18 protein-coding genes are annotated in these 22,531 nt (G+C 69.2%); 8 read left to right on the top strand and 10 right to left on the bottom strand.

The window, feature by feature from the left end:
* Window positions 1–14: 14 nt before the first annotated feature.
* The gene (locus tag ABZT06_RS32865) at window positions 15–830 is read right to left on the bottom strand and encodes an SURF1 family protein (protein WP_355749186.1); all 816 of its coding nucleotides are present in this window, start codon (window positions 828–830) and stop codon (window positions 15–17) included.
* A 43-nt stretch (window positions 831–873) separates the two neighbouring features.
* Window positions 874–1,248: a nuclear transport factor 2 family protein gene (locus ABZT06_RS32860; RefSeq protein ID WP_355749183.1), complete on the bottom strand. Its 375-nt coding sequence runs from the start codon at window positions 1,246–1,248 to the stop codon at window positions 874–876.
* 150 nt (window positions 1,249–1,398) lie between these two features.
* On the opposite strand from ABZT06_RS32860, the gene ABZT06_RS32855 reads away from it, so the two are divergent.
* Window positions 1,399–3,213 (top strand): prolyl oligopeptidase family serine peptidase, encoded by a 1,815-nt coding sequence (locus ABZT06_RS32855; RefSeq protein WP_355749180.1) that lies wholly within the window; start codon window positions 1,399–1,401, stop codon window positions 3,211–3,213.
* A 175-nt stretch (window positions 3,214–3,388) separates the two neighbouring features.
* Here the strand turns inward: ABZT06_RS32855 and ABZT06_RS32850 are convergent, their stop codons facing one another.
* Entirely contained in the window at window positions 3,389–5,245 is a 1,857-nt protein-coding gene (locus ABZT06_RS32850) for an NAD-binding protein (RefSeq protein ID WP_355749575.1), read from the bottom strand.
* A 219-nt stretch (window positions 5,246–5,464) separates the two neighbouring features.
* Here ABZT06_RS32850 and ABZT06_RS32845 point away from each other — a divergent pair, with 219 nt between their 5' ends.
* The 5 genes from ABZT06_RS32845 to ABZT06_RS32825 all read left to right on the top strand — a co-directional run bounded on the left by ABZT06_RS32845 (window position 5,465) and on the right by ABZT06_RS32825 (window position 10,648).
* Complete coding sequence (locus ABZT06_RS32845; protein ID WP_355749178.1) at window positions 5,465–6,487, top strand: permease; 1,023 nt, start codon at window positions 5,465–5,467, stop codon at window positions 6,485–6,487.
* Window positions 6,484–7,254 (top strand): TIGR03943 family protein, encoded by a 771-nt coding sequence (locus tag ABZT06_RS32840; protein ID WP_355749175.1) that lies wholly within the window; start codon window positions 6,484–6,486, stop codon window positions 7,252–7,254. Before ABZT06_RS32845 ends, ABZT06_RS32840 begins: the two co-directional genes overlap by 4 nt.
* 182 nt (window positions 7,255–7,436) lie before the next feature.
* Window positions 7,437–7,751: a hypothetical protein gene (locus ABZT06_RS32835; RefSeq protein WP_355749172.1), complete on the top strand. Its 315-nt coding sequence runs from the start codon at window positions 7,437–7,439 to the stop codon at window positions 7,749–7,751.
* Window positions 7,752–7,802: 51 nt separating this feature from the next.
* On the top strand, window positions 7,803–9,218 hold the full coding sequence (locus ABZT06_RS32830) for a hypothetical protein (protein ID WP_355749169.1): 1,416 nt from the start codon (window positions 7,803–7,805) through the stop codon (window positions 9,216–9,218).
* An 86-nt stretch (window positions 9,219–9,304) separates the two neighbouring features.
* Window positions 9,305–10,648 carry a S8 family serine peptidase gene (locus ABZT06_RS32825; RefSeq protein ID WP_355749166.1) on the top strand — a complete coding sequence of 448 codons (1,344 nt, stop codon included), beginning with the start codon at window positions 9,305–9,307 and terminating at the stop codon, window positions 10,646–10,648.
* Window positions 10,649–10,874: 226 nt separating this feature from the next.
* Here ABZT06_RS32825 and ABZT06_RS32820 read toward each other — a convergent pair whose 3' ends face one another.
* Together ABZT06_RS32820 and ABZT06_RS32815 are read right to left on the bottom strand one after the other, a co-directional pair.
* Entirely contained in the window at window positions 10,875–11,099 is a 225-nt protein-coding gene (locus ABZT06_RS32820; protein ID WP_355749163.1) for a DUF397 domain-containing protein, read from the bottom strand.
* A gap of 8 nt (window positions 11,100–11,107) precedes the next feature.
* Window positions 11,108–11,950 carry a helix-turn-helix transcriptional regulator gene (locus ABZT06_RS32815; RefSeq protein WP_355749160.1) on the bottom strand — a complete coding sequence of 281 codons (843 nt, stop codon included), beginning with the start codon at window positions 11,948–11,950 and terminating at the stop codon, window positions 11,108–11,110.
* A 237-nt stretch (window positions 11,951–12,187) separates the two neighbouring features.
* Between ABZT06_RS32815 and ABZT06_RS32810 the strand changes: the two genes are divergently transcribed.
* A complete protein-coding gene (locus ABZT06_RS32810) occupies window positions 12,188–12,595 on the top strand; it encodes an ATP-binding protein (protein WP_355749158.1) in 408 nt (135 codons plus the stop codon).
* Window positions 12,596–12,724: 129 nt separating this feature from the next.
* Here the strand turns inward: ABZT06_RS32810 and ABZT06_RS32805 are convergent, their stop codons facing one another.
* From ABZT06_RS32805 to ABZT06_RS32790, 4 genes are all read right to left on the bottom strand, one after another.
* Complete coding sequence (locus ABZT06_RS32805; RefSeq protein WP_355749155.1) at window positions 12,725–13,294, bottom strand: hypothetical protein; 570 nt, start codon at window positions 13,292–13,294, stop codon at window positions 12,725–12,727.
* Window positions 13,288–13,848 (bottom strand): hypothetical protein, encoded by a 561-nt coding sequence (locus ABZT06_RS32800; RefSeq protein WP_355749152.1) that lies wholly within the window; start codon window positions 13,846–13,848, stop codon window positions 13,288–13,290. The genes ABZT06_RS32805 and ABZT06_RS32800 overlap by 7 nt, the downstream gene beginning before the upstream one ends.
* The gene (locus ABZT06_RS32795) at window positions 13,841–16,114 is read right to left on the bottom strand and encodes a DUF6571 family protein (RefSeq protein WP_355749149.1); all 2,274 of its coding nucleotides are present in this window, start codon (window positions 16,112–16,114) and stop codon (window positions 13,841–13,843) included. The genes ABZT06_RS32800 and ABZT06_RS32795 overlap by 8 nt, the downstream gene beginning before the upstream one ends.
* 70 nt (window positions 16,115–16,184) lie before the next feature.
* Entirely contained in the window at window positions 16,185–16,523 is a 339-nt protein-coding gene (locus ABZT06_RS32790; RefSeq protein WP_355749146.1) for a hypothetical protein, read from the bottom strand.
* A 232-nt stretch (window positions 16,524–16,755) separates the two neighbouring features.
* Between ABZT06_RS32790 and ABZT06_RS32785 the strand changes: the two genes are divergently transcribed.
* Window positions 16,756–17,991: an amidohydrolase family protein gene (locus ABZT06_RS32785; protein ID WP_355749143.1), complete on the top strand. Its 1,236-nt coding sequence runs from the start codon at window positions 16,756–16,758 to the stop codon at window positions 17,989–17,991.
* 215 nt (window positions 17,992–18,206) lie between these two features.
* On the opposite strand, the gene ABZT06_RS32780 is transcribed toward ABZT06_RS32785, so the two are convergent.
* A complete protein-coding gene (locus ABZT06_RS32780) occupies window positions 18,207–22,172 on the bottom strand; it encodes a WD40 repeat domain-containing protein (RefSeq protein ID WP_355749140.1) in 3,966 nt (1,321 codons plus the stop codon).
* Between the last annotated feature and the right edge of the window lie 359 nt (window positions 22,173–22,531).

Here is a 22,531-nt window from a genome sequence, read left to right as displayed (position 1 = left end):
CCGCTGGAGCGGGTTCAGGCGGTCGCCTGCTCCTGGGGCTGCCGGTCCCGCTCCTGCTGTTCGTCGTCCGGGTCCGGGAGGATCCCCAGCTCCGCGTCCCGGATGAACTCCACCTCGCGGCGCACCAGCCGGAACCACATGAAGACCACGAACCCAGCGAAGACGAACCACTCGCCGGTGTAGCCGAGGTTCTGGAACGCCTTCAGGTCCAGCCCGCTGTCGGCGGGCGCGGTCGCCGGTACCGCCTTCATCCCGGCGTCACCGGTGTTGAGGGTCACCCACGCGTCGTACACGTCGTACGGCACGATGTTGATCAGCGAGGCCGCGCTGATCGCCGCGGTCTGCCCGGCCGGAAGCCCGCCCCGCGTACTGACGCCGTTGTCCCCGGGGGTCTCCGACGCCTGCAGCGCACCGGTGACGGTGACCTCGCCCTTCGGCGCTGCCGGGACCTTCGCCGGGTCCGGGGTGCCCGGCAGCCAGCCCCGGACCACGGGCAGGGCCTTGCCGCCGTCGGTGCGCAGCAGCGCCAGGACGTAGTAGCCGTCGCGGTCGTCGAGTTGCCGGTCGGGGACGAGCAGCTGCTTGTCGTACCGGCCGGTCGCGGTGACCTGCTTGCCGGAGGTCGCCTTGTCCACCGGCAGCAGCTCGGCCAGCGGCCGCGCGGCCTCCCGCTCGTCGGTGACGACCGACTGCTTCGCGTCCCGGCTCTCCGCCATCCGGTCCTCGAACCGGCTCAGCTGCCACGACCCCATGAAGACGCAGAACGGGATGGCGAGCAGCACGAAGACGTTGATGCCGAACCAGCGGGGCGTCAGCAGAAACCGGTACACACTCCCACGGTACGGGGCCGCCCGGGGCCGCCGGGGCGCGGGGTCAGTACCGCTCGGTGAGGTGGTCCCGGCCCGCCGGGGGCTCGTACGGCTCCGGCCAGAAGTCCGTGACGGTGGATATCCGGCCGCTGTCGTCCCCGGTGAAGAACGAGATGGCGTGCATCTCCTCCAGACCCACCGTGAAGTGGGCCCAGGTGACGACCTGGCCCGGCTCGGCGACGATCCGCTCGATGCGCAGGTGCCAGTCGCCCGGGTACTCACGGTTGAACTCGACGTACCGCTCCCGTCCGCTGATGCGCTCGCGGGTCTGCGGCAGGGTGTAGACGACGTCCTCGGCCAGGGTGTCCGCGAACGCCGTCCAGTCGCGGGCCTCGGCGAGGGCCCAGAAACGCTCCACGGTCTTGCGCAGATCGGTCATGGGGACGAGTGTGCACCCCGCCACTGACAACGGGCCCGGCCGGCCTTTTCGACCAGCTCGGAAGGGGTTCGGGTAAGCGGCTTGTAGAAGTTGTCCACAGGCTGGGGGCCTCGTCTACGGATTGTCTGTGAGGGCAGGCAGTATGGGGTCATGACTGAGAGCAACGGGTCCGCCGCGGCCGAGCGGAACGACGAGATGCCGGACTGGGAGAAGCGCTTCCGGGCACCCCGGGTGTCACTGCCCGACTGGGCGGAGGACGCCCCCGACCGCTCCTTGTTCGTGTCCAACGCGACGGGGACGTACGAGCTGTACGCCTGGGACCGAGTGACCGGCGTCCAGCGTCAGGTCACCGACCGGCCCAACGGCACCACGGACGGCGTGCTCTCACCGGACGGCGCGTGGATCTGGTGGTTCGACGACAAGGACGGCGACGAGTTCGGTGTCTGGCGCCGCCAGCCCTTCGAGGGCGGCGCGGACGAGCTCGCCGCGCCGGGCCTGGAGGCGTCCTACCCGGCGGGCCTGGCCCTGGGCCGGGACGGCCGGACGGCGGTCGTGGGCCGCTCGACCGACGACGAGGGCACCTCCATCCACCTCGTGCGCGACGGCGAGGACCCGGTGGAGATCTACCGGCACCGCGAGTCCGCGGGCGTCGGCGACCTCTCCCACGACGGCTCGCTGATCGCGGTCGAGCACACCGAGCACGGCGACGCGATGCACTCGGCGCTGCGCGTGGTGCGCCCCGACGGCAGGGCGGTCGCCGAGCTCGACGACACCGAGGGCGGCAGCCAGGAACTGGGCCTGGAGGTCCTGGGCTTCGCCCCGGTCGTCGGCGACACCCGGCTGCTCATCGGCCATCAGCGGCGCGGCCGTTGGGAGCCGCTGGTGTGGGACGTGGCCACGGGCGAGGAGACCGACCTCGCCCTGGACCTGCCCGGTGACGTGGGCGCCGAGTGGTACCCGGACGGCACCGGCCTGCTCATCGTGCACAGCTTCGAGGCGCGCAGCGAGCTCTTCCGGTACGACCTGGAGAGCGGCAAGCTCGAGAAGGTCCCGACGCCGCCCGGCTCGGTCTCCGGGGCGACGGCCCGCCCCGACGGCAGCGTGGAGTACCTGTGGTCCTCGGCCGCCGAGCCGTCGGCGGTGCGCTCGACGACGGGCGAGGTGGTTCTGGACCCGCCGGGTCTGAGGTCACCCGGTTCGGTGCCGGTGGAGGACGTGTGGGTGGAGGGTCCGGGCGGCCGGATCCACGCCCTGGTCCAGAAGCCGGCGGGGGCGACTGGGCCGCTGCCGACGGTCTTCGACATCCACGGCGGCCCGACCTGGCACGACAGCGACTCCTTCGCGGCGGGTCCGGCGGCGTGGGTGGACCACGGGTACGCGGTCGTCCGGGTCAACTACCGCGGTTCCACGGGGTACGGGCGCGAGTGGACCGACGCGCTGAAGCACCGGGTCGGCCTGATCGAGCTGGAGGACATCGCGGCGGTGCGGGAATGGGCGATCACGTCCGGCCTCGCCGACCCCGGCCGTCTGATCCTCACCGGGGGTTCGTGGGGCGGCTACCTCACCCTCCTCGGTCTGGGCACCCAGCCGGACGCGTGGGCGCTGGGCATCGCGGCGGTACCGGTCGCGGACTACGTCACGGCGTTCCACGACGAGATGGAAGCGCTGAAGGCGATGGACCGGACGCTGCTGGGCGGCACACCGGAGGAGGTCCCGGAGCGCTTCGAGGCGTCGTCGCCCCTGACGTACGTGGACCAGGTCAAGGCACCGGTGTACATCTCGGCGGGTGTCAACGACCCCCGGTGCCCGATCCGGCAGGTCGACAACTACGTGAAGCGGCTGGAGTCCCGTGGGGCGGTGCACGAGGTGTACCGGTACGACGCGGGGCACGGCTCGCTGGTGGTGGACGAGCGGATCAAGCAGGTGAAGCTGGAACTGGACTTCGCGGAGAGGTATTTGGGGTAAGCGGGATTGTCGTCGGCTGCGGGTCCGTCGTGGCTGGTCGCCCAGTTCCCCGCGCTCTCGAAGGGGCGATCAGGCCTCGCCTTTCAGGGGCGCGGGGAACTGCGAGACCAGCCGCCCCACTCGCCCCCGCCCGCAGCCGCACAACGACCCGCCCTGGCACGGCGTTCGGGTACGGCTATGCCCCCGCCCGCCCCCTCCGCCCCAGCAACTCCGCCAGCCCCCGCCGGGTGGCCGCCAGCACCACCCGGTCCGACGCCTGCAGCACATAGGTGTCCGGCAGGTCCCACGCCAACCCCGGCGCGTCCCCGGACTCCTCCCGGGCCAGCACCCGCCAGGACCCCGCCCGGAACGCCTCGCCGACCGTTCTCCCCTCCAGCTGCGGATGCCCGCCCACGTCCAGCGCCGCGAACAGCAGCACCCGCCGCTCGACCGGGAACGCCCCCAGGATCTGCCGCCCCATCATCGCCCCGGCGAAGGCCGGAGCCGCCAGATGGGAGACACTCCGGCTGCGGGTGGAGGCGCGGGGATGCGCGGCCCGCAGGGTCCGGTACACCGCCGTCGCGAAGTCGTCGTCGTACAGCCGCAGTACCACCCGCAGGTCGGGCCGCACGGCCCGCGCGTACAGCACGGCCTCCAGGTTCGTCGTATCCGCGCTGGTCACCGCGAGCAGCGCGTGCGCGCGGTGGATCTTGGCGGCCTCCAGGACCCCCTCCTGGGTGACGTCCCCGAGCACCACCGGCACCCTCAGCCTCCGAGCCGTGGCCAGTCCCCGGGCCTCGGGGTCGGACTCGACGCACACCACGGGGATGTTCAGCTCCCGCAGCCGCGTCAGCACCCGGGTGCCGATCTTGCCGAGGCCGAGCAGCACGACATGGCCGCCGAGGCCCCGGGGCGGTTTGCGCAGGGAGGACGCGGTGCGGAAGGTGCCGAGCACCTCAAGGACCGCCGCGAGGAGCACCGGAAGCAGCAGCAGCCCGGCGAGCCCGGAGAGGAGCTGGAGGATCTGGCGCCCGACGGACTGCCCGATCGCGGGGTCGTCGATCGCGAACAGGTCGAGCAGCGTCAGATAGAAGGCGCGCAGGGGATGGATCCCCGTCACCAGCCACAGCGCGACGGCGAGCGCGATCACGCACCCCACCATCCCGGCCAGCGACCACCGCAGCCGCCTCGAGAACAGCGAGGCGAACCACGGCATCACACCCCGCCCGTCGGGCAGCACGGGCCCGGCGTACGAGACCTGCTCCAGCACGACGGTCGCGCGCCCGCCGCCGTTGCGCACCGCAGCCGCGTCCGGCAGCAGCGCCGGGCCCTGGTCGCCGCCGGGCCCGGCGCTGTCGGTCGGCGAGAGCAGGGCGAGAGTGGCAAGACCCGGATCGGCGGTCTCGCCGGCCCCGGCCGGGGGCCGTTCGACCGCCCGCAGCAGCAGGCCACCGGTCTGGAGGACCTTGCTGGTGCCGGTGAGGGCGGTGGCGGCCAGTGCGGGCGCGGCCGTGTCGGCGTCGGAGAGCACGGTCGTGGAGGCGTCTAAGCCGGTCCCGTCGGCCGGGTCGCCGGAGGCCAGCACGGCGGCCTGGTCGAGGAGTTCCTCGATATGCTGGCCGAGGCGCCGGTTGTAGAGCCGCAGGACGAGCCGCAGCCGGGGGTTGAGGCGGCGGGCGGTGAGGGCGGCGCGGATGTTGGTCTCGTCGTCGTCGTACACGAGCGCGAGCGCGTCCGCGCGTTCCACGCCCGCCGCGGCGAGCGCCGCCTCGTTCGGCTCGGCGGCCTCCATCAGCCGTATGCCGCCCGGGGGTTCACCGGCGGCGGTGACGGTGGCGTTGGCGTTGGTGTTGCCGTTCCCGTTGCCGGTCAGGCCGGCGGCGGCGGTGACCACTCGGTCGAGGAGTGCGGAGGCCGACCGGGCCCGCACCACCACCGGTGGCCGCACGGACCGTTCGGAGGCCGGTACGACGAGCGTGACCTGCTCGCCGTAGACCCCTCTGAGCTCGGCGGCCAGCCGGTGCGCGAGCCCGTCGTCCCCGCACACCACCATGTGCGCGGCGGCGTCAGCCGGCAGCCCTGGACTCTGGTTCGGAACGCTCCCCACGAGGGAGAAGACTGCCCTACCGGGACGGGTGGTGCCACGGGCGGCAGGTGATGAGCCTCTCTGCCAAGAATTCCCCAAACCGCCGCGCACGCTGAGCAAAGGGACCTTCCCTGTCGTACGCACCTGCAGGGGAACCAGCACCTCACCACCGGAGGGATCCCGGCCGTGGCCGTCACCAAAGCACCCCCGCCCACGCGGGACACCGGCGAGGACCGGCGCCCGGCACCGGACGCGGAGGCGCGGCGTCTCAACTCACCGCTCGCTCTGACGCTGCTGATGCTGCTGGTGGTGCTGTGCCAGGGGCCGATCCGCGGGGCGCTGGGCGCGCCGGTCATGCAGAGCTGGATGACGGTGTTCGTCGCCGTGCTCGTCCAGGCGCTGCCCTTCCTGGTGCTCGGGGTGCTGCTGTCGGCGGCGATCGCGGTGTTCGTGCCGCCGTCGTTCTTCGCCCGGGCTCTGCCGAAGAACCCCGTCCTCGCGGTGCCGGTGGCCGGGGCGGCGGGCGTGGTGCTGCCGGGCTGCGAATGCGCGTCCGTGCCGGTGGCGGGCGCGCTGGTCCGGCGCGGGGTCACCCCGGCCGCGGCCCTCGCCTTCCTGCTCTCCGCACCGGCGATCAACCCGATCGTGCTGACCGCGACCGCGGTGGCCTTCCCACGCGACCCCGAGATGGTCGTGGCCCGGCTCGTCGCGAGCCTGCTGGTGGCCTGTGCGATGGGCTGGCTGTGGCTGCGTCTCGGCCGCACCGACCTGCTGAAGGAGCCGGCTCGCCACTCGTACGAGGGCCAGGGCAAGGGCGCCGCCTTCTGGGGTTCGGTCAGGCACGACGTGATGCACGCGGGCGGTTTCCTGGTCGTGGGGGCGATGGCGGCGGCGACCCTGAAGGCCGTCGTCCCGCAGACGTGGTTGCGTACGGCGGCGGAGAACCCGGTGATCGCGGTGCTGGCCCTGGCCGCCCTCGCCGTGGTGCTGTCGATCTGCTCGGAGGCGGACGCGTTCGTGGCCGCGTCGCTCACCCAGTTCTCGCTCACCGCGCGGCTGACCTTCCTGGTCGTCGGCCCGATGATCGACCTCAAGCTGTTCGCGATGCAGACGGGCACCTTCGGCCGTGCCTTCGCCCTGCGGTTCGCGCCCGCCACTCTCGCCCTGGCGATCGTGGTCTCGGTCCTGACCGGGCTGGTGATGCTGTGAACCGGCAGGCGCAGTCGGCGGTCCTGTTCGTCCTCGGCGCGGCCCTCCTGCACGCGGGCCTCACCGACCTCTACCTCCGCTACGTCAAGGCGGGCCTGCGCCCGCTGGTCCTGGCGGCCGGGGTCGTCCTCATCGCGACGGCGCTGGCGACGGCCTGGTACGAGTGGCGGGCCAGGCCCAAGGAGCAGGGGCGTGAGGATGAGCAGGAGCATGAGGATAAGCAGGATCATGGGCATGGGCATGGGCAGGAGCACGCCCACCGCGAACCCCGCGTCTCCTGGCTCCTCGTCCTGCCCCTGTTCGCCCTGATCCTCGTCGCCCCGCCCGCCCTCGGCTCCTACAGCGCGATGCGCACGGGTACGGCCCTGCAGCAGTCGTACGGCTACATGAAGCTCCCGAAGAGCGGACCCCTGCGGCTCGGCCTCGCCGACTACGCGGGCCGCGCCGTCTACGAGCACGGCCGGGGCCTGGCCGGACGGCAGATCACCATCACCGGGTTCGTCGCCCTGGACCACTCCGGCGCGCCCTACCTGGTCCGCATGGCTCTCAACTGCTGTGCGGCGGACGCCCAGCCGGTCAAGGTCGGCCTCACCGGGCAGATCCCACCGGTCCTCAAGCCGGACGGCTGGCTCCAGGTCACCGGCACCTACACGGCCAAGCGGACCAAGGACACGGTGAACGGCGGCCCGATCCCGTACCTGGACATCACGGAGGCCAAGCCGGTCCCGACGCCACACGACCCGTACGACGAGACCTGGAACAACTGAGTTCGGTTCCTTCGGTGTCCCGTCCCCTTGTGACCACGCCATGGCCGAGGGCTGACATGATCACTTGATATCGCCTCAACGCCCGCCCCGTCTGGGCTGACGGACGGGTCCTGAGTGACTGGCGGCATGTGCAGGGCGTGAGCGAAGATGAGTAACAACGGGGAGCCAACGGGGAGTTGGGTATGGCGGAGCAGTACAAGGTCGATCTGAGCGAGATCGAGGGCACGATCACGAAGCTGAATCGTGCCATCAGGGACATGGGGACGTCGGGTTCGAACGCGAAGAACTCGACCTACCTGCCTGCCGGGGCACTGGGCAAGAACTTCGGCGAGGCCGAGGCGCTGTACAAGGCCCACGAGCAGATGAAGGAACGTCTCTACGAGATCGTCGCGCACCTGGAACGGGTGCTGGACTCCTTCGGCCAGAAGACGAAGAAGACACATGACGCGTACGCCGACGCCGAGGCGGAGAACCTCGCCGCGTTCAACAAGAGGTGAGCCGGTGTTCTTCTCTGTGGAGAGCTGCATCGAGATGAGGGGGCTGTAGTCATGGCAGACGAGGGCATCGACAACTTCGAGTACGTCCCCGCGAACCAGTGCTTCGCGATGAAGCACACCACGCAGTTCGGCGTCGACTCGGACATGGACCAGATGAAGGAGATGGTCCGGGACGCGGACCCCGGAACCGTGAAGTCGGTCGCGGCGGGCTGGTCCCGGCTTGAGAAGGATCTGGTGGGACCCGGCGGAGTGAAGGAGATCCTGGACACCGCCGTAGAGCATGTGATGGCCCACTGGGAGGGTCAGAGTGCGGATCTGTTCCGGGAACAGGCGCAGATCATCAGCACGAAGCTCACCGACAGCTCCAAGTACGCCCACAACGTCTCGCAGTCCCTCACGGGCGCCGCCGCGATTCTCGAGAAGGTCAAGCCAGAGGTCCTGGCGATGGAGAAGCCGGGCACGGTCTCGCGCGCGGCGGACTTCCTCGCCAACGGCGGCGACCGCAGCGGCGGCAAGGCCGCGGACGACGCCATCAAAAGCGGGGTCAGTTCGCAGGAGGCCCTCGACAGCTACGGGACCAGCCTGTCGGAGGGGCGGGAGGCGCAGCTTCGGATGGCTGCGAAGATGGAGGTTCTGGGGGCGGCTTATAACAGTCGGGCTGCGGAGATGGGGTCGTGGAAGCAGAAGGCTCCAATCTCACCAGGAAAGACGAATGATGATAAGGATTTTCCCGGTGATCCGGGCGGAATTGCGCCTGCTCCCGTAGTAATCCCAACGGAGCTCGCACCTCGAAGCCCGCAGGCCGTAACTACGGGCGTTTCGCGACGCGGTCAGGTCGGCCCGATTAGCTCGTCGAAGCCCGTTGCACCGCCGTCGGGCGTCACGGGCGGCGCGCACAAGCCGACCGTGTCACAGCCCCAGGTTGGCACGGCGATTGACGGCATCTCCGGTGGCCGGACAGGGGCACCTGCAGGCGGCGTCGGCCCGGTCGGCGGCGGATCCGCTGTCGGCGGTGGTATCGGTGGTGGTGCCGGTTTCGTCGGTGGTGCGGTGGGCGGGGCTGCTGGAGCCGGTGCCGCTCGCGGTATGACGGGGCGTGCCGGGAGCATCGGTGGCGTCGCCGGCGCGGGTGCGGCTGCCAGGGGTGGCGCCGCGCGGGCTGGAGGCGCGGCCGGCCGAAGTGGCGGTGTAGTCGGTGGCACACCCAAGGCCGGTGCCGGTGCCGGTGCCGGTGCGGGCGGGGGCCGGGGCACGACAGGTGGTTCGGGCTTGCACAGTAGCCGCGGTGCTGCAGCACGGGGAGGAGCCAGCGCTGTCCGCAAGGGCGGCGTCGCAGGCGCCCCGGGCTCCCGCACGGGGCGCCGTAAGGATGACGAGCAGCGCGAGGGCGAGCGTCCCGACTATTTGGTCGAGGACGAGGAGACTTGGACCCCGCAGACCAACGCGGCGCCTCGGGTCATCGAGTAGCCGCTGGGCGCTTACCGGCACATGACAGGATGCGTGGGCGTGGCCTTCGGGTCACGCCCACGTCTGCGATGGGAGAGGGAGACGGAATGGCCTTCACACGAACGGTGCGTGTGCTGGGCGCCACGGCACTGACGGGCGCGCTGATCCTGGCGGCGGCGCCTGCCGCTTCCGCCGACCAGACCAGAAGCGCCCAGTGGGCACTGGACACACTGCAGGCCGAGTCCGCATGGCAGTACTCCAAGGGAAAGGGGGTGACCGTTGCTGTAATCGACACCGGCGTGAATGCCGAGCATATCGACCTGAAGGGAAATGTGCTTAGGGGTAAAGACTTTGTCGACGGAGACGATGATGCTTCGCCAGATCTTTCCCAGGATAAGGCAACTCATGGTACGGCAATGGCCTCGATTATTGCTGGCCACGGGCATGGTGCAGGCGCGGCTGACGGTGTGATGGGGTTGGCGCCGGAAGCCAAGATTCTGCCCGTCCGGGACAATACCGAGACCGACAATAGTTTTGCCGACGAGATTCGCTACTCGGTCGACCAAGGCGCTTCAGTCATCAATATTTCCGGATTTGTTGGCCTGGATAACCCTGAAGATCGCGAAGCGGTGTCCTATGCATTTGAACACGATGTTTTGATCGTGACGGCATCAGGAAACGATGGGCGCGCTCACAGTACTTACTTCCCTGGGGAATATCCTGGCACTCTGACGGTCGGTGGCGTTGGAGCGGACGGAAAGATTTGGGCAAAGTCTAACTATGGCCCTGAAGTACTACTAACGGCCCCCGCCACGCAGATCGTCACTGCAGGCGCTCCAGGTAACAAGCTTCGCATCGGAGATGGAACTTCTGACTCGGCAGCTTTCGTCTCCGCAGCCGCAGCCCTACTCCGTTCAAAGTTCCCCGACCTAACGGCGGGGCAAATCGCCAATCGCCTCACAAAGACCGCCGCCCTCCCCGCTTCCGCTAAGGGCCTTTCCCTCCCCGACGAAAAGTACGGCTACGGCGAGATCCGCCCGCTCGCCGCGCTGACAGAAGACATCCCCGCGGGCCCGAAGTACGGCCCCCTCAAGGCCCCGGTGTCTGCGTCAGCGAGCTCCCCCGCGGCTCCGGGCGCCAGCAGCAAGTCCGACGCTGACTACGCCGCAGAGGCCGAACAGGCAGACCAGAAGCAGACGCTCTTCGTCACCGTCGCCGGTGTCGTCGCCCTGGCGGTGCTCGCCCTCGTCGTGTTCCTGATCGTCAAGCGTTCCCGGCGCAACAAGGACAACAACGGCGGCCCCGGCGGCCCGGCTGGCTTTCCGCAGTACGGCCAGCAGCCCGTCCCGCCGCAGCAGTACCCGTACCAGCAGCAGCCTGTCCCGCCGCAGCAAAATCCTTACCAGCAGCCGCCTACCCCGCCCCAGGGCCAGTGGCCGCCCCAGCAGTAGCCACCCGAATACAGCCCCGACCACCGGCGGGCGTGATGCGACCAGGCATCGCGCCCGCTCGGCGTTCCGGATGGAATGCCCGGTCAGACCTTGATGCCCGTGGCCCGTCCGTCGCACAGGATGGCCAGGAAGTCAGGATCGAAGGTGAGGTCGGTCGACGCTGATCGATGGCACGGATGCAGGCGTCCCCACGTCGACTGCCCGAGCCTGGAGGTGCGAGAGGTGATCAGTCTCGGACTCTGAAGGAGCCTATGGCGGTGGGGCGGGCGCGCGTCTTGAGGCTGCCTACGAAGGTGGCGAAAACGCCGGTCGGGAAGTTGAGGGTTGCCCTGGTCGGGGTCTTGGAGTCGCGTATCGCCACCCGGGTGAGGTCGTTCGCGATTTCCACGCAGGAGTTGCCGTCACCCGGACCCGAGTAGGACGACTTCCGCCAATTGTCGGGGGTGTTCATGAAGCACCTCACAGCTCTTTCGTCAGTCCGTGGATGAGGTCACGCGAACCCTTGGGGTCGAGCGACGCGTCTTCCACCTTACGGAAGAGCGTTCGAAAAGCGCCGAGTTGTGCTTCGGAGTCGATGAGGGCCGTGCCGTGGGGTGCGTCGCGTACGACGGTGTCCAGCTTGGGTACGGCGCCACCCGCGTACACCATGGCACTCGCGGCGCCGGCGAAACCGTCCAGTGCGAAGGGGATGATCCGTACGGTGGTGTTGTCGGTTTCTGAGAGTTCGACGAGATGCTCGAGTTGAGCTCGTGCGGCGGCGCGATCGCTGACGTTGATGCGTAGGGCCGCCTCATGGATGACCGCTTCGTACGGAGTGCTTCCGAGGATCACCTTGCGCTGCATCCGGTGGCGGACACGCAACTCAAGCTCCTCCTGGGGCAGCTCCGGCACCCGGTACGCGAAGATCGCGCGGGCGTAGTCCTCCGTCTGAAGCGGGCCGGGGATGAACAGGAACTGGACCTCCCTCAGGAACGAGGCGTGGTGCTCCAGCTCGGCGAGGTCGAGAAAGGGCGCGGGCAGCACACCCCGGTACTCGCTCCACCAGCCACGTGTCCGGTCGGTCGCCATGAAGACCAGGGCATCGACCAACTCCGTGTCCGTGCAGACGTAGTGAGAGGCAAGGCTGCGAAGTCGTTTCTCGCTCACTCCCGCGAGGGCTGACTCGATGTGAGTGATCTGTGCAGGGCTCACCCCGAGGAGAGCAGCCGCCTGACGGGCGTTCAGGCCTGCGGCCTCTCGCAGTCTGCGCAGTTCCACCGCCAAGCGCATCTGACGTGCTGTCGGCTCGCGCCTCAAGGCCATGGAACCGCTCCCTGCTCCCAACGCGCTGGTGTGCGCGACTCGTTCGGGGGTCAGATTACGCGACCCACTTGCGAGACATGTAGATATAGACCTACCGTCAGTGACGCGACGCATACGCCGCGGAAGTCTTGGGAACCCCGGAAGCGCACCGCCCTGTCCTGCCACGACGGCTGCGGCACTGCCACCGCCCGTCAACCGCGGACTCCGAAATACCCACCAGTGAACGGGAGTTGACCCATGACCGAAAACGACCCCTGGGAATACACGCTGTACGTCCCGAACGACGTCCGAGCCGTCACCGTCAGTCGCCGCACCCTCCGCCTGATCCTCACGATGCACGGCCTGATCCGCCTCGTTGACCTCGCGGAGTTGCTCGCGGCCGAGCTGGTCACCAACGCCGTACGTCACACGAAGGGGCCCGCTGCCCTCAGGGTGCGCTGGTCAGGGGGTGTGCTGCGGATCGGGGCATGGGATGCCGACCCCGAACCGCCGTCGCCACCAATGGAGTTGGAGGAGATCACCGAACTTAAGGCGGGGAGGGGGCTCGCGATGGTCCGGGCGTGCGCCGACCTGTGGGGGTGGCAGCCCTTGTCGAGGGACGGCAACCGAGGGAAGTTCGTATGGTGTGAGCTGGCCGCGGCCTGACCTGCCTTCGTTGAGGATCTTGTGCCTCCGGCGTCGGTGGTTCGCCAAGCCGGGTGACCGGAGCGGGTTTGACGAACCATCGGTAGGTGCGAGGGGAGGAGTACCTGAAGCTTCCCGTCGATCCTTGCCTCAGCAGCCGTTGGCTTTCGCCACGGCAGGGACGATCTCTCTCAGCAGTTGCGTGAGCGACTTTTCTACCGAAAACACGTCTTTGGGGAAGTACGTAACGACCTCCACGGAGAAGCTCTTCCGTGGTAGACCGTCCGTGTTGGACGGGTAGCCGGGACACGCTTCCGTCGCTACACCACCGCGGGAGTACACGGCGACATCGCCCGAGGCGGCGACTATGACCTTCGTATCTCCGCGCCCGTACTGTGTGGCCCTGTGCTGTGCTATCTGGCGGGCAGTCGGTGTGTCCTCGTGGAAGAAGCTGGTCACCAGGAGTGTTTTTGTGCCGTCGACTGCGTAGTCGCACCCCGAGGCATATTTACCGTTATCGAGGGCGTCGCCTGTTTTCGTCAGCTTGCCGCCAGGTGGGAAGAAGGGCTTGAGGACTCCCTTCCCGAGGTGCGCTCCGCACAAAGTGGTCGGCAAAGCGTATTCGACTTCGGGTTTCTTCTCGCCAGAGCAGGCTGCAAGGAATAGTGCGGCGAGTGATAGCACCGCGCAGCCGATTCGATACAGGGGGGCGTTCAACATCCGTCAGCTTTTGCGGCTGTGGGAAGAAACGTCTTCATGAACTGAGTGAGTTTAGTCTGCGCTTCCCGCCAGTTCTTGGGATTCCCGATGCTCGCCGTTATCGCGTAGCTGTGAGCTTCCTCGCCGTCAACATCTGAGGGAAGCCCTGAGCACTCCGCTACGCCTACGGCATGTCCTCTGTACGTGGCGATGTGGCCGGAAGAGGTGACTGTAATCTCGTTGTGCTGGCTGTCGGGGACGGATTTTATGAGGACTTCCTGGGCCGTCAGCTTCTCCTGGTAGCGCTGATCCGAGAAACTGACGGCGGTATTTCCGTCTACCAGATAGGAACAGGCGGACTGAACCTGGCCGTCCGCAAGGGCTCCGCCGGTCTGTGTGAGTTCATTACCAGCAGGGAAGAGTGGCTCGATCACGCCCCGGCTGACCGATACTCCGCACAGACTTTCCGGCAGTGTGTAGTCCTGCTGCTGCTCGGTTGAGCATCCGGACATAAGTGCCAACAACCCTAGGAGTGCCCAGACTGGCTGTTTCGGAATCCGCCGAGAGTCATCCATGGCGCGCATCCTCCCACTTGGCTCCGGCGGCGTGACTCTGGAAGGCCTCCCCCGCTACCTCATTCTTGATGTCACGCACGGTGTCGGCGCTGTAGCTGCCACGCTGTGCTGCCTGCTCGACGGCGGCCTGCGCCGACCTCTGCGCCTGTTGACTACCGTTGGTGTAGTCCCGGCTTGTCTCGTCCTGTGCCTGAGTGGTCGTGTCGCGCTGGATGCTGTCCATCACGCTCGACTGAATGTCCTCGATCGCCCAACCTGCGACGTCGCCGACCACAGGCACCTTGATGGCACCTGTGGCCAAGCCCAGGCCCCGGCCGACCCACTTGCTGGCCGTTTCAGCCGACTCGTTGAAATCCGCGTCCTTGGCTCGATGAGTTTCGAAGATGGCATCCGCGCGGGCCTCGCTCATGATGCCGGCGATGGTCGCGCCAGGACGGACAGCGCTGGATGCCCGCGCTTCGACGGACACGGTCGAGTCGGTGTCGGCATTCATCGCCCGGTCGACCTCAGCTGCTGTGTACGCCTGCTGTGAGGCGGTGATCGCCGCGTATGCGTCAGGATCCTGGCCGACTTGGGACAGAAACGCCTCAGTGCGCGCGGGATTGAGCTCTGCGGCGGAGCCGAAGACCGGCAAACTCTCCTGAGTGGAGACGGCCCGCTGAACATCACCCATGTAGTCGGCGGCGATGTTGCCAAGGCTGTCGCGGGCGGCCTCATAGGGGGCGCCGTCTTTCCCGTTGAGGAGTTCGGAGCCTCCGTCGCCGCCGAACTTGTCCACGATCTGACGGGCCAGACTGGCCTGGTCAGCGGTGTGTGAGACAGAGTCGGCACTGGGATCGCCGTCCCACGGGCGGCCGTTGGTGGCTGCCTCCAGGGCATGCCCCAGCGCGTCTGGGAAGTTCTTCATCGACTTCTCCGCGGCGTCCGGATCGTGCCCTGTGATGTCCGGGAACGACTCGTAGTCCTTGTTGACCAGGTAGTCGAGGTAGCTGTCGGCGCCGCCGATCTCGATCGTCTGCCGTTCCCCGCCCTTGGGAGTGCCGTCCTCGGCGTACTCCTGCCAAGGCGGGGAGAAGTAGTCCGTGGCGGCCTGCGGACTGTGCCCCAGTGCCTCCAGGACGCTGTTCATCGGGTCGTAGCCGGCGCCGTTCTTGCCCGAGGGGTTGAAGCCGTACTCGGGGTCGCCGAAGTCCGCCTTGGTGCCGGCGAAGAACATCGGGTTGTCGGCGTGGAGTTGCGTGACGTGTTCCGCGATCGGGGTCAGGAAACTGGAGTCGTAGTCGCCGTAGCGGAGGATGCCGCCGAGGAGCTGGTAGCCGTAGGGGCCCTCGTTCATGCTGTCGGGGTACAGCTGGACGTGCTGCGTGCCGAGCTTGCGGAACTCCGCGGACCACTGCTCGGACAGGTGTGGCTTCTTGTCCGGGTCGGTCGCGGTGGCCAGCGTGTTGCCCATGTTGCGCTGCATCTCCCGGAGCAGCGCCTTGCGTTCGTCGCTCGCGTCGGAGGTCTGCAGGGCGAGCTGGCCGTAGAGCTGGAGGCTGCCCTTCTGGCCGAGCTGCTGGTAGAAGTCGGTGGAGAACTCCGCGTCGCCCCGGTTGGACTTCATCAGGTGGTTCAGCTCGGTCAGTTCGGTGTCGGTGAGCTTGTCGCCCTTCTTCATCAGCTCGGCCGCATGGGTGGCGTCGGCGGCGTCGAGGGATGTGACGACCTTGGAGTTGAAGTCGTCCGAACGGCCGCCCAGATCGCGGTTCAGCGCCCAGCAGGCGCTCTCGTCGGCGTCGGCGGCCTGTTGCAGGACGGCTTCGATACGGCGGACCAGTGCGTCGCAGGCCTGCTGCTGCTCGCGGATGAGGGCCTGGCCGTCGGGGTCGTGGCGGGCGGCGCCGTGGGAGAGGTCGTTGCGCGGGGTGACGACCCCGGTCGCGCTGACGTGCAGGTCCTGTTTCTGGGCCTCGACGTCGGCGAGGTGGTGGAGGTCGTTCTTGGCCTTCTGCAGCGCGGTGTGCAGGGTGGTGAGGACACCGGCGATGCCGGTCGCCTCCTCGTGGGCGTCGGAGAACTCCTGGTGGGCGGCGCGTACGTCGCTGTCCGCCTTGGCCGCCGTCAGCACCGGCTGCCGCCAGCCCGCCTGCTTGAAGGGCCGGGCGACCTCGTCGCCGAACCCGGTGTGCAACTGCTCGAACTTGGTGGCCGTCTCCTCCCAACGGGCGGCGGCGGCTTTGAGGTTGCTGAGGTTGAGGTGGTAGAGCTGCTCGTACGTCGGCATGGCTGCGGTGGGCCCCCATGGCTCGCGTGTCTCGTCAGACGGCGTGGTCAGTGGTCGTGGGCGGGCCGAACTACCCGAAGGGCGACGGCTCGCCGGACAGTGATCGCATGGTCTGCGTGTTCGCCGCCTCGGTGTTCTGGTACAGCAGGCCCGAGCTGCCGCACTGCCGGGAGAGGCCTTCGCATTTCTCCGCCAGCGACGAGACCTGGATCGACCACGTCTGCGCCAGACCGCTGAGCGCCCCGCCCAGCCCGCCGTCCCAGTTGCCGCCGGCGAAGTCCCGGGACGCCGAACGCGTCTCGTCCACCGGGTGGGCGCCGGTGGTGCGCGTGCGGCCCGCGATCTCGTGCGCACCGCTGCCGGCCCGGTTCAGGGCTGTCGGATCGTCGATGTCTGTTCCGTCTGACATGCCACACTCCCGTGTCTCTCGCCGCATGAAGGAGCGGAATCCTTCATTGTGCGAGGCAAATGAACCAACGATCAGCAAAGGGAAACTAGCACCGCGACACGCCGTCGCCCCAGGCGTTCGCGGCCTTCCGAGTGGGATGTCGCCACTGGAGGGCTTCCGTCTCTTGCCGTCGCAACACCCCCCCTCTAGCCTGAATCTGACGACCCATCAGATACCGGCTAGGGGGCAGGCAATGGCCGTCACCACCGAGAGCGGAACCGGACCGGGACCGGGCACCAGGGACATCCCCAAGGTCATCAGCGTGGACGATCACGTGATCGAGCCCGCGCATCTCTTCGAGACCTGGCTTCCGGCCAAGTACCGGGACCGGGGGCCGAAGCCGCTCACCGCCGGCATCGGGGACCTCGCGTACGTCGGCGGGAAGTACCGGTTCACCACCGATCCGGAAGGCCAGCTCACAGACTGGTGGGAGTACGAGGGAGAGCTCTTCCCGTACAAGCGGATCATCGCGGCCGTCGGCTTCTCGCGGGACGAGATGACCCTCGACGGGATCACCCGCGAGCAGATGCGGCGGGGCTGCTGGGATCCCAAGGCACGGCTGGAAGACATGGAGATGAACCATGTCGAGGCATCCCTGTGCTTTCCGACCTTCCCGCGCTTCTGCGGGCAGACCTTCGCCGAGGCCAAGGACAAGGAGGTCGGGCTCGCCTGTGTGCGCGCCTACAACGACTGGATGGTGGAGGAGTGGTGCGGGGACAGCGGGGGCCGGCTGATCCCGCTGTGCCTGATCCCGCTGTGGGACGTCGAGCTGGCGGTCCAGGAGATCCGGCGCAACGCCGAACGGGGCGTACGGGCCGTCACCTTCAGCGAGATCCCGACCTATCTGGGGCTGCCGTCGATCCACTCCGGCTACTGGGACCCGTTCTTCGCCGTCTGCGAGGAGACCGGGACGGTCGTCAACATGCACATCGGCAGCAGTTCGCAGATGCCGGCCGCGTCCCCCGACGCCCCGCCCGCCGTGCAGGCCTCCCTGTCCTTCAACAACGCCATGGCGTCGATGATGGACTTCCTGTTCTCCGGGGTCCTGGTGAAGTTCCCGCGGCTCAAACTGGCGTACAGCGAGGGCCAGATGGGCTGGATCCCGTACGCCCTGGAACGCGCCGACGACGTCTGGGAGGAGCACCGGGCCTGGGGCGGGGTCAAGGACCTGATCCCGGAGCCGCCGTCGACGTACTACTACCGGCAGATCTTCTGCTGCTTCTTCCGCGACCGGCACGGCATCGAGGCCATCGAGACCGTCGGCGTGGACAACGCGACCTTCGAGACCGACTATCCGCACGTCGACTCGACCTGGCCGCACACCAAGAAGGTCGCCGAGGAGCATGTGGCCGGGCTGTCCGAGGACGTCACCTACAAGCTGCTGCGGGGGAACGCGATCCGGATGCTGGAGCTCGGCTTCGACAGGTAGCTCGACAGGTAGTCCAACAGGCCGGTCACCGCGCCGGCGAGAGAGCAGCGCCTCGTCCGGCCGTCCTCCCGTGCGGGCACGAAAAGACCCGACCGCTGGCGACGGGGGATGCACCAGCGGTCGGGCTGTGGCCAACACTAACAAGGCCGCAGGAACAGCGGGAGCGGACTGCTCGGCTGTGGAGAGAAGTTGTGAGCGGGATCACGTCATGCGCTTCAGTCGCACGGAGGATCGTACGAGAGCCGCGGCAGGTACTCCTCCCAGGCCCGGCGGGTCAGAACGTTCGAGGTCGTGGCACAGATGCGGCTGATCGCGTCGTCGACGTCCAGGTCCCACAGCCGGATGGTGTCCGAGCCGCTGGAGACCCCGAGCATGCGGCTGTCGGGGCTGAAGGAGAGGAAGCTGCCGGTCTTGGCGCTGGGGCTCATCGACTGCCCGATGGGGCCGGCCGAGGACGGGTCGGCCACGTCCCAGAGCCGGACCGTGTTGTCGTTGCCGCCGCTGGCCAGCGTGGATCCGTCACGGCTGTACGTGAGCGACACGACCGCCTCGGTGTGCCCGGTGAGCGCGGCGCCCGTCCGCTCGGCGTGCGCGGGGTCGGCCACGTTCCACAGCCGGACCGTGTCGTCGTTGCCGCCGCTGGCCAGGGTGTGCCCGTCCGGGCTGAAGACGAGCACGTTGACGGGTCCGGTGTGGCCGGTGAGCGGTTCGCCGAGCGGGGTCGTCCGGGCCGGGTCCGTCACCTTCCACAGCCGGATCGTGCCGTCCGCGCTGCCACTGCCCAGGGTCCGGCCGTCCGGGCTGAAGGCGAGGCCGTCGATGTACCCCTTGTGGCCGGCGATCGGGCCGTGGGAGGCCGGGTGGGCCGGGTCGGTGACGTCCCACAGCTGGAGGCTGCGGCTGTCGTAGGCGGTGGCCAGGGTGCGTCCGTCCGGGCTGAACGCCAGTGCGTCCGGACCCATGAACCGGGAACGCAGGACTAGCGCCGGGCCATAGGGGACGGGGTGGGCCGGGTCGGTGACGTTCCACAGGTGGACCCGGCCGGTGGTGAGGACCGCGAGGGTGCGGCCATCGGGGGAGAACAGCACCTGGGAGTCCGGGTCGCGCACCACGGGTGTGAACGGATCGCTCAGGGCCACGGGCCGGGCCGGGTTCGTCACGTTCCACAGCCGGATCCTCCCGTCCCGCCCGGCCGTGGCGAGCACCTCGCCGTCCCGCCGGAACGCCCCGCTGCTGCCCACCAGGTCCCCCGCCGGGATCGACCACAGGCGCACCTTGCTGTCGCCGCTGCCGGTGACGAGGGTCCGGCCGTCGGGGCTGAAGCCCAGCGCGTACATCTCACCGCTGCTTCCGGCGAGGGGCTCGCCGATCTGCGAGGGGTACGCCGGGTCCCTCACGTTCCACAGGCTCGCCGTGCTGTCCGCGCTGGCGGCCGCCAGCATGCCCCCGTCGGGGCTGAAGGCCACCGACCAGATGGGACCGGTGTGCCCGGTGAGCGGCGAGCCGACCGGACTCGGCTCGGCCGGGTCGCTCACGTCCCACAGCCGTACGCTGTCGTCCGCGCTGCCGCTGGCCAGCTCGGTGCCGTCCGGGCTGAAGGCGACCGAGTGCACCAGACCCGTGTGCCCCTTCAGCACCTGGTCGTACTCCCGGGGCCGCCGCGGATCGGCCGTGTTCCACAGTCGGACCGTGTTGTCGTCACCACCGGCCGCCAGCGTGCGCCCGTCGGGGCTCCACGCCACGGACCGCACGGCGGCACCGGCACCGGCCAGCGTGGTGGGCGGCCTCTTGGCGCCGCGCATGTCCCAGAGCCGTACGGTCCTGTCCTCACCGGCGGAGGCCAGGGTCTCGCCGTCCGGGCTGAAGGCGATCAGATAGATCGTGCCGCGATGACCGGTCAGGGGAGTGCCGAGGGGCCTGGGCCGGCGGGGGTCGGCGAGGTCCCAGCGCCGGATCTTCCCGTCGTCCCCGGCACTGGCCAGCGTCCTGCCGTCCGGGCTGAAGACCGCGCTGCTCACCCAGCTCGTGCCACCGGCGAGGGGTTCGCCCAGCGCCCGGGGGTGCCGGCGGTCGCTGACGTCCCACAGCCGGACGGTCCGGTCGTAGCTGGCGGTGGCGAGGAGCTTTCCGTCCGGGCTGAACGAGGTCAGGTAGACGGCGCCGGTGTGCCCGGTGAGCGGGGTGGCCAGCGGCGCGTTGACGATGGAGATCAGACGGGTGTTGGTGCCCTCGTCATCGGGCCTGAGCCGGTGGGCGACCAGGTCGATCCGGGCGGACAGCGACGGATCCGTGTACTGGACGCGGTCCGACTCCGCAACGACCTGCTCGAACACGGCGTCGTTGCGCTGCTGCCAGGCGACCACCGCCGAACCGACGGCCACCATCGCGAGGACCACCAGGGCCGACACCGCGCCCCGCGCGATCAGGACGGTACGCCGGCGCAGCCGGACCGAGGCGGCCAGGAACTCCACCGCGCTGCGGGTGAGATAGGTGTCCCCGGCGGACTTCGCCCAGGTGCGCGCCTGTTCCAGCCGCGATCCCCGGTACAGCAGCGAGGAGTCGCGGTTCGAGCCCTCCCAGGAGCGGCCGTCCTCCTCGATGCGCTGGCGCAGCAGATGGTCGCTGCGGTCCTCGTCGATCCACTCGCGCAGCCGCGGCCAGGCCGTCAGCAGCGCCTCGTGGGTGATCTCCACGGTCTCCGCGTCCAGCGTCACCAGCCGGGCGCGCACGAGTGCCTCGAGGGACTCCTCGGTCTTGCCGGGGTCCGTCGACTCCGCGACCAGCCGGCGCCGGGTGCCGCGCCGGCGGGTGGCCTGGGTGTCCTCGCCGAGCCGCACCAGACGGAGCAGCAGCAGCCGGGCCGCCGTACGCGCCGCCGGGTCCAGACCGGACCAGGCCCGCTCGGCGGTCGCGGCGACCGCGCCCTGGATACCGCCGGCCGCGCGGTAGCCGGCCACGGTCAGCCGGCCCGCCTTGCGGCGCTGCCAGGTCGCGAGGAGGGCGTGCGAGAGCAGCGGCAGCACGCCCGCGTCGTGCGCCCCGCGCGGACCGTCGGCGCTCACCTCGCGCACGATCAGCTCCACGAGCCCCGGCTCCAGCTCCAGGCCCACGGCCCGGGCCGGACCGGTCACGGCCTCGCGCAGTTCCCCGCCGGTGAGCGACCCGAGCACCATGTGCCGGTGCTGGAGCGCGTCGGCCAGTTCGGGATGGTCGAGGCAGCGCTCGTAGAAGTCGGCGCGGATGCCGAGGAGGACCAGCGCGGGCGCCTGCGCGTCCGGTCCCGCGGGCGTACAGGCGGCGTGCAGCAGCTGGACGAACGTACGCCTGGCCGTCTCGTCCGCGCAGAGCGTGAACGCCTCCTCGAACTGGTCGACGATCACCACCGGCCGGGCGGCGGCGGCCTCGCGCTGAGCCCACGAGGCGACCGCTTCCCGGACGGCCCGAGTGAATTCCGGCGGATGGTCGATGTCCGGTCCGCCCGTCTCCGCGCCCGAGACGACCGGTTTCAGCTCGGGTATACGACCGGTCAGTTCTGTGAGCGGATCGGCGCCCGGCACGAGTTGAAGGATCGTGCGGCCGCCGCCCTCGCCGAGCGCGCCTTCCTCCAGGGCCGTCACCAGACCCGCGTTGAGCAGCGAGGACTTACCCGCGCCCGAGGCGCCCACGAGCATCACCAGACCGCCGGTGCCGGTGCCGGTCGCGGTCGCGGTCGCCGAGTGGAGCAGGGTGACGAGTGCCTCCGTGCTGCGTTCCCGGCCGAAGAACCAGCGGGCGTCCTCCTGCCGGTAGGAGGCCAGGCCGCGGTACGGGCAGACCCCGGCGGGAGGCTCCGGCTGGGAACCCTCGTCCTCGTCCGGCGCCAGCGCGCGCTCCCACAGCCGCTGCCACTGGCCGAGGTCGTACAGACCGGCGGAGACGGGGGTGGGACTGATACGCCGGGCTTCGGGAATGAGGATGTGCAGGACGGCCGCGAGGGCGGTGAACTGAGCGGGTACGTTCCGGGCCCGCCGCCAGTCGCTGATCCGCTGCGCGGACACCCGGACGGGCCGCCCCCGCTCGTCCACCCGCTGGAGCCGGCCGACTCCCTCGGACACCCGCTTGAGGGGCGGATTCCCTGCCTCTCTGTACAACAGCGCGAGACGCTCCGCGAAGGCCGTGCGTGCTCCTGAGTCGGAGCTCAAGGTCTTCCACCCCTTACGTGCCTCGCGGTTGAAATCCGGACCGGAAAACTCACTTTATATGGCTGACCTGCGGTGACGCACCGCCTCCGGCACCGGAACCTCCTCATACGGGTCCCCTGGCTGGCAGGATCACGACCCTGCGGCGCAGCCAACGGGCGATGCCGTGACAGGCCACCAGCCAGGCGCTCCAGATGCCAACCAGCGCGCCGTACGTTCTCGGCCACACTCAGCCCACATTCAGCCCACGGTCACCCGCTTCCTCCGGTACCGGTCCCCACGAGGGGAGGGACCGGTACCGGACGAAGCGGGACGATCACTGCGCCGCCCCTACACTGGGGCCGGCGGTTCGATGTGATCGA

Source organism: Streptomyces sp. NPDC005483, from assembly GCF_040606035.1.
In the GTDB taxonomy this organism is placed as follows: domain Bacteria; phylum Actinomycetota; class Actinomycetes; order Streptomycetales; family Streptomycetaceae; genus Streptomyces.
The sequence above is the reverse complement of the archived record's forward strand: the minus strand, read 5'-3'. Positions and strand labels throughout refer to the sequence as shown.

Excerpts from the sequence above, each read along its gene's own strand:
- ABZT06_RS32860 (WP_355749183.1), bottom strand. The coding sequence starts at position 1,248 with ATGACCGATCTGCGCAAGACCGTGGAGCGTTTCTGGGCCCTCGCCGAG.
- ABZT06_RS32855 (WP_355749180.1), top strand. The coding sequence starts at position 1,399 with ATGACTGAGAGCAACGGGTCCGCCGCGGCCGAGCGGAACGACGAGATG.
- ABZT06_RS32850 (WP_355749575.1), bottom strand. The coding sequence starts at position 5,245 with ATGGTGGTGTGCGGGGACGACGGGCTCGCGCACCGGCTGGCCGCCGAG.
- ABZT06_RS32835 (WP_355749172.1), top strand. The coding sequence starts at position 7,437 with ATGGCGGAGCAGTACAAGGTCGATCTGAGCGAGATCGAGGGCACGATC.
- ABZT06_RS32830 (WP_355749169.1), top strand. The coding sequence starts at position 7,803 with ATGGCAGACGAGGGCATCGACAACTTCGAGTACGTCCCCGCGAACCAG.
- ABZT06_RS32825 (WP_355749166.1), top strand. The coding sequence starts at position 9,305 with ATGGCCTTCACACGAACGGTGCGTGTGCTGGGCGCCACGGCACTGACG.
- ABZT06_RS32820 (WP_355749163.1), bottom strand. The coding sequence starts at position 11,099 with ATGAACACCCCCGACAATTGGCGGAAGTCGTCCTACTCGGGTCCGGGT.
- ABZT06_RS32815 (WP_355749160.1), bottom strand. The coding sequence starts at position 11,950 with ATGGCCTTGAGGCGCGAGCCGACAGCACGTCAGATGCGCTTGGCGGTG.
- ABZT06_RS32810 (WP_355749158.1), top strand. The coding sequence starts at position 12,188 with ATGACCGAAAACGACCCCTGGGAATACACGCTGTACGTCCCGAACGAC.
- ABZT06_RS32805 (WP_355749155.1), bottom strand. The coding sequence starts at position 13,294 with ATGTTGAACGCCCCCCTGTATCGAATCGGCTGCGCGGTGCTATCACTC.
- ABZT06_RS32800 (WP_355749152.1), bottom strand. The coding sequence starts at position 13,848 with ATGGATGACTCTCGGCGGATTCCGAAACAGCCAGTCTGGGCACTCCTA.
- ABZT06_RS32795 (WP_355749149.1), bottom strand. The coding sequence starts at position 16,114 with ATGCCGACGTACGAGCAGCTCTACCACCTCAACCTCAGCAACCTCAAA.
- ABZT06_RS32790 (WP_355749146.1), bottom strand. The coding sequence starts at position 16,523 with ATGTCAGACGGAACAGACATCGACGATCCGACAGCCCTGAACCGGGCC.
- ABZT06_RS32785 (WP_355749143.1), top strand. The coding sequence starts at position 16,756 with ATGGCCGTCACCACCGAGAGCGGAACCGGACCGGGACCGGGCACCAGG.